The organism is Oceanobacter antarcticus, assembly GCF_044962685.1.
In the GTDB taxonomy this organism is placed as follows: Bacteria; Pseudomonadota; Gammaproteobacteria; order Pseudomonadales; family Oceanobacteraceae; genus Oceanobacter; species Oceanobacter antarcticus.
On the sequence record NZ_JBBKTX010000026.1, the window covers coordinates 1 to 13,048 of the forward strand.

Genomic DNA, 13,048 nt, shown 5'->3' on the forward strand with positions numbered 1-13,048 from the left:
CGTTTATAACAATGATCCGAAACCCTTTGTGTGGCAAAAAACTGCTGACCAGATCATCGAGTCCATTGCTCGATTATCAGATAAGATAAATACCAAGTGAACTTTTGTTAAGGGACACTAGCTCCTGGCCGGAGATATGGGTGGTTCAAGGTGACAGCCAGCAAGGATGATCCCAAGCAGCAGTAGAAAAACAGACAGCCAACGAGAGGGCTGCCGAGGATCGAGCGTTCAGGCGCTGGCCAGCTCCTGAAAAGATTTGGTTAAACGGCGGATAATAGAACCAAACAATACCGCTGCCAGCATCATACAGACCATGGCCTTGGGAGAGCCATCCGACAACGCACTGACCACACCACCAGCGATACCACCACTGGCAAAGCCCAACGCACCGACCAGCGCTGTCGCCGTTCCAGCCAGATGGGGGAAATACTCGGTAATCGATGACGTCGCATTGGCGACCACAAACCCATGGCTGCCAATGTAGAGCATCAGCATCAGCGTCAGTGGCCATACCGACAGCTCGTCAAACAGGAAAATATAACCCACCATTAACATCCCCATGGCGATCTGGATCTTCTGGCCGATACTGATCAGCACGGGAGGACTGTAGCGTTTCAGTAAATGCAGGTTCACCTTGCTCATCGCCAGCATGGTTAATACAACGCAGCCGAACACCAGAGGATAGACAGTATCACTGAGGCCAAAATGGCCCATAAAAATACCCGGAGACGACGTCACAAACGACAGCATCCCGGCATAAGCAGCACAAGTTGAGGCGACAAATCCCCATATGCGACGGTCACTCAATACCTGCCAGTAATTACGTAACGGATTACCGCCCGTACGTACCTTGCGTGTTTCTGGCAGGCGAAAATAAAACAGTACAATCAGCAACAGTGCATAGATCAGCAAAAAGCCGAAGACCGAGTGCCAGCCCAGCATTTTCAGGATTAGCATACCCAGTAACGGCGCGACCAGCGGTGCGATCATCATCACCTGAATCACCCGTATCATTGCCCCTGCCCCTTCACGGCCACTGGCCAGATCGCGAATAATCGCGGTGCTGTTGACCACCGCCAAACCGCCACCCAGTGCCTGAACCACGCGAAAAGCCAGCATTACATCGAGCGATGGTGCCAAAATAATACCCAGCGAGCCGACCGCAAAAATACTCAGACCAATCAACACCATGCGGCGACGGCCATAACGATCCGACAGCGGCCCGCCCAGTAGCTGCCCCAGACTGAAACCCATCAGGAAGACACTGACCGACAGCTCGACCTCATGCAGCGAGTTACCGTAATCACTGGCAATAGCCGGAACGGCAGATAAATAAATATCCGTTCCCAATGGCGTAAGCGCGGTTAATGCCGACAGCATTAACAAGAAGCCTGGAGTCAGGCGAACAGCCACAGAAGACATAATTCTCCGGAAATATAAAAAGCCGCAAAACGCCAGTACAAACACAATCTGGCGCTGTGGAAACCTGGGTCAAGCATCGAATACCCGCCTGGCAATCAGGACACCAGACCATCAACTACGATCCAGTTTATGACGATCATACTCTGGTAATCGCAGCACACAGCGCACAAGGTGCCATTCAAAAAACGGGATGACTGATCAAACGACTGGCGCCAAACAGGAAGAACACAACCGGTGTTGTATTGGTAGTGTCGCCAGCGACCATACAGTATGAAGCACCGCACCATCAATAGATGCTGCCGGTATGAATTGATCCGTTAGTGGCAACAATATATCGGACACCGTGCCATTTTTGCTATTGGTTCAGCGAATAGCAGTTATGCCTGATACCGGATTGGCCAATCCATCGGCTGCAACGTTTCCAGCAGGCGTAGGAAGTACCAGAAATGCTGAAAAACCGGATTTTCCGCCCTTCTTGGCCCGGCAACAACAACCTGTGCATAAACTGTGAGTAAAACTTCACGTAATTGTCATGTCCCCATCGCGCTCGTACCGACGTCTTCTTCAGTGAATCGCTTGTTCTGCCTGTTGTTTTCAGCGGTGCAGATCAGCCCTGATCCTTGCTCTATTTTGTTCACCTGGAAGCGTATTTATGACCTCTGAATTCTTCGGCGCCAAGCGTGGCACCCTGTACACTGCGGTACTGGCAGCGACCGCCCTGCTGCTCAGCGCCTGTGGCAGTGACGATAATAACAACGACGCGGTACAAGACACTCCAGACATCGACACCAGCACCCTGCTGGTGTCTAAACCAGCCATCCCGACCGGATTGGGTTACGAACAATACGTTGCTGAACCATCAGTCGAGTACCCGCTGCCAGCGGTTGATAACCTGGCGTTGAATGAAGGAGATGGCCGTTTCTTCCGCGATGAAAACCCGATTCTTACGGCGCTAAGCAGCATCAATAAAATCTGGCGAGGCACCACAGAACAATGGCAGACCACGGCGGGTAATTACACCGATGAGGCCAACGGTTACAAGGCCGGTGATGGCCCCAACCCGCACGCTGCCGCCAACGGTCAGCCCAGCGATTATGTTGAGGCTGGCACCGAGATCGTCGATGCGGCTTCCTGGGCCGCCAACATCCAGTACGTGATCGACGTGACGGCAGCCCGCACGGAAGATCAGGCACTGTTTGCGTTTCTGGATGACATCCGCAGCAAAACCTACAGCACCATTGATGGCTTTGGCCCACTGACGGAAGACTACGCCGCCAACTCTGGCGCTTACGCCAGCTTCGAGCCCATCCTGCTCACCGACGTGACCGAAAACAACCGCTACGCGCAACCAAACAACGACAGCTACAGCACCTATGGTGGTCAAACCGATTCAACCCTGGGTGACATGGTGCAATTGGCAAAACGTTTCCGTGATTCACACGCGTCGACCAGTGGCCCGAAATACATATTTGGTACACCGCGTCCATGGCGCATGACCGACACCGGCGACATTGACTTCAAAGGAGTCGAAAGCCTGACCTGTATTGACGGAGCCAGTGAGACCCGCGAAGAAAAAGAATACCGTATCGACTCTTACACCAGCAGCGTGAATGTCCTGCCCGGTCTGTTTTGCGGTCGTCGGGCGCATTCGTCCAGCAAGGAAACGGAACTGCTTTACACCGCCACCACGGAAAACCGCCGTAAAGACAACGGCTACCCAAGCGGCCACGCCAACGCTGGCATTCTGGCCTCTCTCGCCTATGCCTATGCCTTGCCAGAGCGTTTTGCCGAGCACGTAGCCCGTGGTTCAGACCTGGGAGAAAACCGAATTCTTGCCGGCATGCACTCACCGGTTGATGTCATTGGTGGTCGCATGCAGGCCCTGATGGTCGCCACCTACGCGCTCAACACCCAACCGGCCGAGGCCGCAGCGGCACGGCAACAAGCGCTGGAATATTTTGGTGGCAAAGCGGCGGCGGCCGGTATGAGTCTGTATGACTACGCCCACCAGACCGTGACAGGCACCGGCAGCAGCAAAAATGCAGACGGCACACTCAACGTCAACGTCTTCGACAACAATCGCTTCGATGACCACGCCGCAATCAAAGCTGATTACCTGGCCCGCATGACCTACGGCTTACCGCAAAACGGCACCCTGGGATTGGCTGCTATTGTGCCCAAAGGGGCAGAAGCTTTGCTGCAAACCCGTCAGCCTTACCTGTCTGATGAACAGCGCCGGGCCGTACTGGCCACCACAGAAGTGGAATCCGGTTATCCGCTGTTGGATGACTCCAACGGCTGGGGACGGATTAACCTGGTCGCAGCAGGCGATGGTTATGGCGCATTTAACGGTGACGTCAACGTTTATATGGATGCCGGCAAAGGCGGCTTCAATGCCCAGGACTGGTGGCGTAATGACATCAGCGGTGCTGGCAAGCTGACCAAAAATGGCACCGGCCAGTTGACTCTGACAGGCAACAACCACTACAGCGGTGGCACCGTGATCGAAGGTGGCGTACTGGCGGCCGCATCGGCAACCGCTTTCGGTAGCGGTGATGTTTACATCAATGACGGCGCTGCTCTGGTGGACGCCGATGGCGCGGTGGCTGTTGCAAACCTGACATTGGAAAACACCGCCACACTGGCCATCAACATGGATACAGACAGCACTCAAGTAGCGGCTTCCGGCACGGCGTATGTTGCGGGTGCCGCTCTGGAACTGACGTTTGCATCAACCCCTGCATCCGGTACGACCTTCACCCTGGTTCAGGCCGATAACATAGGGGGAGAATTTGCCAGCGTTTACGCTGGAGAAGTTGCCATCACCGTCGAGTACACCGACACCTCGATTATCGCTACCGTCGAATAATCCGTCCGACCCGTCAGCGAGCCGGTGCCCGGTTCCGCTGACGGTAAAAGGGCAGTTCCTCTCTCAGCTGCCCTTTTACCAGCCACCTCGCAGTACCGTGACGAATCCTTCAACTCACTATCAAACGGCCTGTACTTCCAAGCCAGGATTGCGAACGGCTGCGTCACGCAAACCACAACCACAACCACAACCACAACCACAACCACAACCAATCCATAAGCCCCACCCACCATTGGAGACACTGAAATGACCGCCCTGAAACACATCGTTCGCCACCTCGCTGCGCTGGTGCCACTTTGCTTGCTGCATACCCCGGTCCAGGCCGACGCCGGAACCTTCAGCACCCTGACCTACAACGTCGCCGGACTGCTGGAAGTCTTTTCCAGCGCAGACTCCGACCGGCAGGCCGCCACCGAGCAGATCAGCTGCTACGTCAACGAATTTGACATCGTCAACGTCCAGGAAGATTTCAACTACCACGCGGCGTTGTACGACACCTGTGACGACCACGCCCATCGCTCTGCCACCACCGGAGGTATGGGAGTCGGTAGCGGTCTTAACAGCATGAGCCGTTTTGCATACACCGACTGGGATCGGGTCAGCTGGGATGCCTGCAATGGCGTCGACTGCCTGACCCCAAAAGGCTTTACCTTGGCACGCACCCGACTGGCAGAAGGTGTGTACGTCGACATCTACAATCTGCATACCCAAGCACAAACAGAAGAGGCCGACTTGGTCGCTCGCCGCGCCGATATGCTGCAACTGATCAACTATATCGAAACCCACTCCGCCGCTAACGCCGTGATCGTCATGGGTGATACCAATACCCGCTACACTCGCAGTGGCGATAATATGTGGGAGTTTCTCAATCGTGGTTTTAGCGATGCCTGGGTCGACCTGATACGCTCCGGCGATACGCCCGAAGCCGGTATCGACGCGCTGGTCTGTGATCCGAAAATCACCAGTGCCAACTGCGAAATCGTCGACAAGATCGTCTATCGCGGCAATGCCTTTATCCAGCTGGACGCCACTCTGTATGATGTGCGTCAGGATGACCTGACCTACGATGGCCTGAAGTTGTCCGATCACCCGCCGGTACAGACCAACTTCAGCTGGAGCACCGCCAGCAACCTGCAAATGTCCGATTTTTGGGGTGGCCCGCATGGCAGCGGATTTAACGACGTGGCGGTATTACCAGCCAATCCGGTTGTCAGCAGGGTGACGTTGCGTGCCGGTTCCCGCATCGACAATATTGGCCTGAGCTTATCTCAAGGCAATGTACTGTCGCACGGTGGTAACGGTGGCAGCGAATCCTCCCTGACCCTGAACAGCGGTGAATATCTCACGGCGCTGAAGGTCTGCTCCGGCCAGAAAAACGACCAGACCCGCATCTTTTACGCGCGTTTCACCACCAGCCAGAACCGTACGCTGACGGGCGGCAGCAGCACATCCAGCTGCACCACCTTCAACGCCCCCGCAGGTTGGCAGATTGTCGGCTTCAAGGGCCGGGCCGGTGACGAACTGGATAAAATCGGAGTGATTTATGCGCCGCAATAATTGCCCGGTAGCGAATGGGCGTTGTTGATTTGACTTACCGGCAGGAGGTGCCTTGGGGCTGGTGTTTATCACACCGGTTCAGCGGCAAGCCACCTCCTGCCACAACAATGCAATTGACGCAGGGAGGCCCTTGGGGCCGATGTTTTACCCGGTTTATCGCCCTTCCATGAACCGGTATTGCCCTTCCCAGTCGCGATAGTTAAACACTTGTCCTGCGGTGCGAACTCGCGCCAACTCAGCCAGATCCAGATCGGCATAACACCAGCCGGGTTGATTCAGCGGCAATTGCGCCACAATGCCGTCGTCAGGAAAGCCGTAATCCACGGGGGCAAAAACACCGGCCGCACCGCAGTTGCTATCGATGGCTGGCGACCAGGCAGCGCTGCCAACGGTAGGCGACTGCACCACAAAACACTGATTTTCCAGCGCCCGTGCCCGACAGCCCAGTTGTACGCGGTGATAACCCGCGAGCGTATCGGTACAGGAAGGCACCAGAATAAGATCCGCACCTTGCGCCACCTGCTGACGAGCTAGCAGTGGAAACTCGCTGTCGTAACAGATATTCACCGCCAGACGGCCAAACGGGGTATCAAAAACGCGTAAAGCGTCACCAGCGGAAATCCCCCACTGCTCATGTTCAAAGCGGGTCATTTGCAGTTTGTCTTGCCAATGTACCTCGCCGGAGGGATAGCACAGGTAACAGCGGTTAACGTATTGCTCCCAGCCCGCCACCGTGGCTAATCCGACCGGAAACGTGCCTGCCGCGATCAACACCTGATGCTGTTTCGCCAGACGGACAAACTCCGCCACAAAAGCCACCCGCAGACTCTGCAGCTCGACCAGCTGCTGGCTCAGCGACTGATACACAGCGGGTGTAAACAGCGACGTCAACTCCATGGCAAAATATTCCGGCAACAGCAAAATCTGCGCTCCGTTATTGGCTGCCTGCTGCACCAGGCCTGAGACCTTGTGTTGCCAGGCACTGAAGCTGTCCAGAAAACCGACCTCATAGGCCGCCGAGGCAATGCGTAATGTACTCACAGTGTTTTTACCCAGAACATCATTGGATGAGCAGTTGCAGCCGTCTGATCAATATCCTGCCAGTCATAATGAGCAACCAGATCCGGTCGCGGGGAATAGCCAAAATGCTGCCAGACAGCATCCAGTGGTTGGTAACCAACAGGCTTCAGGGGATGGTTGACGGGCCGGACCACTGCACAAAAGCAGAGCGATTCAAACCCAGCCAGGGTACGCACATAACGTTCGCGGCCAGCAAAAAAACCGCGATAAATACCCTGACCACGATATTCCGGCAGCAACACGGATTCACCACAATAAAACAACGTCGCGGTATCAATGCCCGCCAACTCAAACGGCTGGCGAAACGCCTCGCTTTCATGAGTCATCGGAATGCCGGTAGAGGCACCGACAATGCGCTGCCCTGATGGCAGGCTGTCATCCATGGCCAATACGGCCATGGCCTGGCCAGAGCCTGTATAGGTTTGCAGGTACTGCTGCTCGTAGGCGGCAGAACCCTGGTAAAGATAGGGATATTCCCGAAATACGCGGATACGTAACCGCGCCAGGTCATCAATATAGGCTTGCAACTCAACGCCGCTAACGGGCATCAGAGAAACCGACATATTCACCCTCCTCGTCTGTTAGCTGTCGCCGGGGAGTATGTCGCTGTTTGGCTGCGATCAGACTCCGCCGTTACGACCAGCCTGACAAAGTCGCGCAAGCATATCAATTAAAAGGTCTTTTTCACCCGGTTCAAGCAGCGACTCCAGCCCTTGTTCATGTTCTCGCACCCGGTTTTCAATCGTCTGATAAAACGTTTCACCGTGTTCGGTCAGATAGAGTGCGTAGGAACGACGATCATTCAGCGATGGACGGCGCTCCACCAGATCCATTTTCTCCAGCTTGTCGACGGCGGCGACCATCGCCGAGCGGTCGTTGCCTAATGCCTGGGCAATGGCTGTCTGGGTGCGACCAGGATTACGGCTCACCAGTACCAATACGCCAAACAATCCCGGACTGATACCAAGATCCGTACAGGCTTCGGCAAAGCGGTTAAAAAACACCAGTTGGGTGCGACGTAAACGATAGCCAATCAGGTCGTGCAAAATACCAAAATCGAGGGAGTCGGACGATAAATCAGAAGTTGCCATGAGATGCCTGGGGTCTGAACAGCCACTGTGCTGCGTATTAATAAGTCATATCTGGCGGGCAGTATAACAAAAAAGTGTTTGTTTTCCGGGCAATTGTTGTTTGTTAAACAGTTATCAAACAACGGTTTAACACGCGCAATCAAACGACCTGCCACAGACGACGTCTCTGGCAGGCCAGTAAGGTGAACCGGTCAGGAACCGGTTTTTTTCTGATATTTGGTGATCAAGGCGTTGGCCTTGTCGTACAGCGCCTGACCATTAGCACCTTCTTCGGTCATATCGCCAATCCAGGAATCCGTTACTGGCTGCATCATCTGCTTCCAATGGTCTGCCTCAGCGGCTGGCAAGGTGTAGAAATGATTGCCACCCTTGGCGGTAATGTCATAGCCGTGCTGTTCCGACTGATCAAACAAATAACCAATATGACGCGCCAGTTCAATACCGGAGTTGTTGTCGATGACCTTTTTCAGATCAGCTGGCAGTTGTTCGTAGGCCTGTTTGTTCATGCTGAACAGGAAGAACTGGGTATACAGGCCACGATCCCCTTTAACCAGGGTGTGATTGTTGGTCAGCTGGTTGATCTTCATCGGTGCAACCACTTCAAACGGCAGTGCAGCCACATCCAGAATTCCCTTGGCCAAGGCACTCGACATCTGGGTCACCGGCATGAATACAGGGGCAGAACCCATAATACCAAAGGCTTCAGCCATGGCTTTGTTGGGGGCACGCAGCTTCAGGTCTTTCAGGTCTGCAGCAACCTTGATCATGTCACCCCGAGAATGCAGAGAACCCGGCGCGTGGGTGTGCAGGGCCAGTACATGCACATCACTCAGCTCTTCCTGCATCTCTTCTTCGGCGTATTGTTGTAACGCCATACTGGTGGCTTCGGCACTGGCAGCCATGAATGGCAGCTCAAAAGCACCGGCTTTCGGGAAGCGGCCAGGGGTATAACCACCCACCGTCCAGGAAATATCAACAACTCCCTTACGGGCCTGGTCAAACAACTGTGGTGGCTTGCCGCCCAGCTGCATGGCCGGGAAGACGTCGATCTTGATACGCCCACCCGATTCCTTCATTACCTTGTCAGCCCATGGCTGCAGGAAGTCTTTGTGGGCCATCGCCATCGGCGGCAGAAAGTGGTGCAATTTGAACGTATATTCGGGTTCAGCGGCCTGAGCACTCAGAGCAGTCGTCAAGCTGCCCAAAGTCACGCCCAGCGTGATCAGCAGGTTTTTAATCTTCATTATTATTCACACCTTGTTATTTTTATCGATTATTGAAGGGCATCAATCGGATCGTGACGTATCCGAATTGACTCTTGCGATGCCGCTCGTGAACGAGTGTGTCCCGGCTAATTGTTTATGTCAACAACAGTTTAAAGCACATCAATAGACATTGATCGAACTGTCGCGAGCTGTCCTCCTGGCCTCTCCCGTGCAAAGAATGGAGTTATTGGTTGCAAACTGTTGTACTCATAAACTATATTTGAAAACAACAAATATCCGGATGACTGATTTCAGCGGATAACCAACAAGAACAAAGCCGACGAGGCCCGCTCATGAGCAACTACCAACACCTGACATTCAGTGTAGACAATAGTATTGGCCACCTGACCCTGAATCGTCCCAACAAGAAAAACGCCATCAACGACGCCCTGTGCCTGGAGATCGAACAGGTCTTTATCAACATGCCCAAGGACGTCAGCGTTATCCTCTTTTCTGGTAATGGCCCTGAATTCTGCTCCGGCCTGGATCTGTCCGAACACACCGCCCGCGAGCCATTCGAAGTGGTGGTGCATTCCCGTATGTGGCACCGGGTATTCAGCCACATCAGCAACAGTGGTATCCCGATTGTTGCCGCCCTGCACGGTGCCGTGATTGGTGGTGGCCTGGAACTGGCCATCTGCGCTCATGTCCGGGTATCCGATGAAACCACCTTCTATCGTCTGCCAGAAGGTCGCCACGGTATTTTTGTCGGTGGTGGTGCCTCCGTGCGCGTCGCGCAAACCATTGGTCATGGCCGCATGACAGAAATGATGCTGACAGGCCGCACGCTGAATGCCGCAGACGGCGAACGTCTGGGCCTGGCGCACTACGTTGTGCCCAAGGGTACGGCGATGGAAAAAGCCCAGGAGCTGGCAGAAACCATTGCCACCAACTCACGCCTGTCCAACTGGGCCATGGCCTCCGGTCTTGCCCGTATCAACAACATGGCCAGCGACGACGGCCTGTTCACCGAATCCCTGCTGACCGGTATTACCCAGACCAGTGGTGAGGTCAAGGAACGTATCGACGCCTTCCTCAACCGTAAAAAATCATCCTGACAGGTTGGTATGGCACTCATCCAGGTGGATTCAAAGCCGCCCATGAGTGCCCTGCCCAAACCCATCACAGGATCCGCAACAACCGCTGGACCCGAAGCAATCGCTGGAGAAGGAGCGTTATATGAATCTTGCCAATAAACATTGTCTGGTAACCGGTGCCGGTTCTGGCCTGGGTGAAGCGGTTGCCCGCCGCCTGTTGAGCCAGGGTGCCCGCATAACACTGGTCGACATTAATACCGAAGCAGGCACCCGACTGGTGGCCCAACTGGAACAGGACTACCCGAACAGCAGCCTGTTCTGCACCTGTGACATTACCGATGAAGCATCGGTCAGCAGCGCCATCAACCAGGGAACCGACACCTTTGGCAGCCTCTACGGGCTGGTCAACTGCGCCGGAATTCCGGGAGCTGAACGGGTGATTGGCCGTGAAGGCCCGCACCGTCTTTCCTCCTTTGAACGCGCCTTGAAGGTCAACCTGCTCGGCACCTTCAACATGATTCGCCTGTGTGCCGACCAGATGCAGCACAACGAACCGGAAGCGACCGGTGAGCGTGGCGTGATCATCAATACCGCCTCCGTCGCAGCTTTTGATGGCCAGATTGGCCAGGCCGGTTATTCCGCCTCCAAGGCGGGTGTGGTCGCCATGACCCTGCCGATTGCCCGAGAGCTGGCCCGTTTTGGCATTCGAGTGATGACCATTGCTCCAGGCCTGTTCAAGACCCCGATGATGGCCGTACTGCCAGAAGAAGTGCAACAATCGCTCGGCGCTGCCGTGCCATTCCCGCCACGACTGGGTGAGCCGGACGAGTTTGCCCAACTGGTGCAGCAGATTTTTGAAAACTGCATGCTCAACGGCGAAACCATCCGCCTGGATGGCGCTATTCGCATGGCCGCAAAATAGGAAGCATGCGATGAGTGACTACATAGCTCCGCTAAAAGACATGCTGTTTGTACTCGATCTGGTACGCCAGCAAACCGCGATGGATCAGGTTGAAGCCCTGGCCGAATTCACCCCGGACTTTGTTGCTGCGGTACTGGAAGAAGCAGCCAAGTTTGCCAGCGGTGCCCTGTCACCCCTGAACCAGATTGGCGACCAGCAAGGTTGCTCCTTTGACCAGGGCACAGTCACCACTGCGGCCGGCTGGAAAGAAGCCTACCAGCAGTTTTGTGACAATGGCTGGATGGGTCTGGCCATGCCCGAAGCCATTGGTGGCCAAGCGCTGCCCAAGAGTATCGCCCAGCCGGTTAATGAAATGTGGCTGTCGGCCAACCTGGCGTTTGTGATGTTCCACGCCCTGAACCAGGGTGGCAGTGAGATCCTGCTGCATTTTGGCACCGATGAGCAAAAGCAACGCTATCTTGAACCCTTGGCCAGTGGCCAGTGGACCATTGCCATGGCACTGACCGAACCCGGAGCCGGTTCCGACCTCGCCGCGACCACCACCAGGGCCACGCCCGTGGGTGACGGCAGCTATCGCATCAAGGGCCAGAAGATCTTTATCACCTACGGTGAGCACGACATGGCCGAAAACATCGTCCATCTGGTGCTGGCGCGCACGCCAGATGCTCCGGCCGGCAGCCGTGGCATCTCACTGTTTGCCGTCCCAAAATATCGCATTGCCACCGACGGCTCACTGGGGGCCAGCAACGATGTGGTCTGCAGTGGCATTGAACACAAAATGGGCCTGCACGGCAGCCCGACCTGTTCGATGAGCTATGGCGACAACGACGACTGCATTGGCGAGCTGATCGGTGCCGAGAACAAGGGTCTGATGGCGATGTTCGTACTGATGAACGAAGCTCGCCTGAGCACCGGTATGCAAGGGGTAGGCTTTGGCGAACAAAGTTATCAGCACTCCTTGCGCTACGCCCAGGAACGTACCCAGGGCAGCCACTTCCAGAGCGGCGCACGGGTCACTATCAGCCAGCATCCCGATGTGCAGCGCATGTTGCTCTCCATGCACAGTCAAACCATGGGACTGCGGGCATTGGGCTATCTGATTGCGGCCTGGATCGACCTTTCGGAACACAGCGAGGACGACCACCTGCGGCAGCAACTGCGAGAACGGATTGCCTTGCTCACACCGGTCTTCAAGGCCTTCAGTACGGAACAGGGCAACCAGATGAGCTACACCTGCATTCAGGTGTTTGGCGGCATGGGGTTTGTCGAAGAAACCGGGGTTTCCCAGTTTATGCGCGACGCCCGCATCATCACCATTTACGAAGGCACCACCGGTATTCAGGCACGGGATCTGGTGTTCCGCAAGGTTCTCGGAGACCAGGGCGTAGCACTGCAACACCTGCTGCGAGACATCAACCAGGATGCCGATAGCCTGGCAGCCCCTCTGAGTCAACTGCAAGCCAGCCTGATTCGCTCAGGTGCAGCGATTCATGGCCAGTTACGCACGCTGCTGGAGATGGCCGCCAAAGACAGCGACCAGACCCGCCTGCACGCTGGATCGGTGCCGCTGCTGGAAGCGCTGGGCTTGCTCTGTGTTGGCTGGCAGTTGGCCTTGTTGGCCAATCAGGCCCATACACGGGGTGACAGCGATGCGGCTTATCACAGCAATATGATTGCCCTAGCACGTTTCTACTTTGCCCATGAAATGCCGCGTATTCACGCACTGATGAGCACCGTAGCCAATGCCGATGACGGCTTGAAAGACTTTGACTTTACTGCTGCCGGGTAACCCCCGATAGCGGTCG

10 protein-coding genes are annotated in these 13,048 nt (G+C 55.4%); 5 read left to right on the plus strand and 5 right to left on the minus strand.

From position 1 onward, the window contains the following. Positions 1-228: 228 nt before the first annotated feature. Positions 229-1,422 (minus strand): multidrug effflux MFS transporter, encoded by a 1,194-nt coding sequence (locus WG929_RS17485; protein ID WP_416207126.1) that lies wholly within the window; start codon positions 1,420-1,422, stop codon positions 229-231. A gap of 652 nt (positions 1,423-2,074) precedes the next feature. Here WG929_RS17485 and WG929_RS17490 point away from each other — a divergent pair. Together WG929_RS17490 and WG929_RS17495 are read left to right on the plus strand one after the other, a co-directional pair. Further along, positions 2,075-4,291, plus strand: a complete 2,217-nt coding sequence (locus tag WG929_RS17490) for an autotransporter-associated beta strand repeat-containing protein (RefSeq protein ID WP_416207127.1) — start codon at positions 2,075-2,077, stop codon at positions 4,289-4,291. A 246-nt stretch (positions 4,292-4,537) separates the two neighbouring features. Next, a complete protein-coding gene (locus WG929_RS17495) occupies positions 4,538-5,848 on the plus strand; it encodes a jacalin-like lectin (RefSeq protein WP_416207128.1) in 1,311 nt (436 codons plus the stop codon). Between the two features lie 153 nt (positions 5,849-6,001). Here the strand turns inward: WG929_RS17495 and WG929_RS17500 are convergent, their stop codons facing one another. The 4 genes from WG929_RS17500 to WG929_RS17515 form a co-directional block, all read right to left on the minus strand. After that, positions 6,002-6,889 (minus strand): carbon-nitrogen hydrolase family protein, encoded by an 888-nt coding sequence (locus WG929_RS17500; RefSeq protein WP_416207129.1) that lies wholly within the window; start codon positions 6,887-6,889, stop codon positions 6,002-6,004. Then, entirely contained in the window at positions 6,886-7,491 is a 606-nt protein-coding gene (locus WG929_RS17505) for a GNAT family N-acetyltransferase (protein ID WP_369855760.1), read from the minus strand. Before WG929_RS17505 ends, WG929_RS17500 begins: the two co-directional genes overlap by 4 nt. Before the next feature lie 57 nt (positions 7,492-7,548). Next, the gene (locus WG929_RS17510) at positions 7,549-8,019 is read right to left on the minus strand and encodes a MarR family winged helix-turn-helix transcriptional regulator (RefSeq protein ID WP_369855761.1); all 471 of its coding nucleotides are present in this window, start codon (positions 8,017-8,019) and stop codon (positions 7,549-7,551) included. 191 nt (positions 8,020-8,210) lie between these two features. Beyond that, entirely contained in the window at positions 8,211-9,263 is a 1,053-nt protein-coding gene (locus WG929_RS17515; RefSeq protein WP_416207130.1) for a TRAP transporter substrate-binding protein, read from the minus strand. 314 nt (positions 9,264-9,577) lie between these two features. Between WG929_RS17515 and WG929_RS17520 the strand changes: the two genes are divergently transcribed. The 3 genes from WG929_RS17520 to WG929_RS17530 all read left to right on the plus strand — a co-directional run bounded on the left by WG929_RS17520 (position 9,578) and on the right by WG929_RS17530 (position 13,032). Then, a complete protein-coding gene (locus WG929_RS17520) occupies positions 9,578-10,342 on the plus strand; it encodes a crotonase/enoyl-CoA hydratase family protein (protein WP_369855763.1) in 765 nt (254 codons plus the stop codon). Positions 10,343-10,463: 121 nt separating this feature from the next. Continuing rightward, positions 10,464-11,243 carry a 3-hydroxyacyl-CoA dehydrogenase gene (locus WG929_RS17525; protein WP_416207131.1) on the plus strand — a complete coding sequence of 260 codons (780 nt, stop codon included), beginning with the start codon at positions 10,464-10,466 and terminating at the stop codon, positions 11,241-11,243. A gap of 10 nt (positions 11,244-11,253) precedes the next feature. After that, entirely contained in the window at positions 11,254-13,032 is a 1,779-nt protein-coding gene (locus tag WG929_RS17530) for an acyl-CoA dehydrogenase family protein (protein ID WP_416207132.1), read from the plus strand. Positions 13,033-13,048: the final 16 nt, after the last annotated feature.

What these genes read in the sequence shown, in the direction of transcription:
- WG929_RS17485 (WP_416207126.1), bottom strand. Translation starts at nt 1,422, where the DNA reads ATGTCTTCTGTGGCTGTTCGCCTGACTCCAGGCTTCTTGTTAATGCTG.
- WG929_RS17490 (WP_416207127.1), top strand. Translation starts at nt 2,075, where the DNA reads ATGACCTCTGAATTCTTCGGCGCCAAGCGTGGCACCCTGTACACTGCG.
- WG929_RS17495 (WP_416207128.1), top strand. Translation starts at nt 4,538, where the DNA reads ATGACCGCCCTGAAACACATCGTTCGCCACCTCGCTGCGCTGGTGCCA.
- WG929_RS17505 (WP_369855760.1), bottom strand. Translation starts at nt 7,491, where the DNA reads ATGTCGGTTTCTCTGATGCCCGTTAGCGGCGTTGAGTTGCAAGCCTAT.
- WG929_RS17510 (WP_369855761.1), bottom strand. Translation starts at nt 8,019, where the DNA reads ATGGCAACTTCTGATTTATCGTCCGACTCCCTCGATTTTGGTATTTTG.
- WG929_RS17515 (WP_416207130.1), bottom strand. Translation starts at nt 9,263, where the DNA reads ATGAAGATTAAAAACCTGCTGATCACGCTGGGCGTGACTTTGGGCAGC.
- WG929_RS17520 (WP_369855763.1), top strand. Translation starts at nt 9,578, where the DNA reads ATGAGCAACTACCAACACCTGACATTCAGTGTAGACAATAGTATTGGC.
- WG929_RS17525 (WP_416207131.1), top strand. Translation starts at nt 10,464, where the DNA reads ATGAATCTTGCCAATAAACATTGTCTGGTAACCGGTGCCGGTTCTGGC.
- WG929_RS17530 (WP_416207132.1), top strand. Translation starts at nt 11,254, where the DNA reads ATGAGTGACTACATAGCTCCGCTAAAAGACATGCTGTTTGTACTCGAT.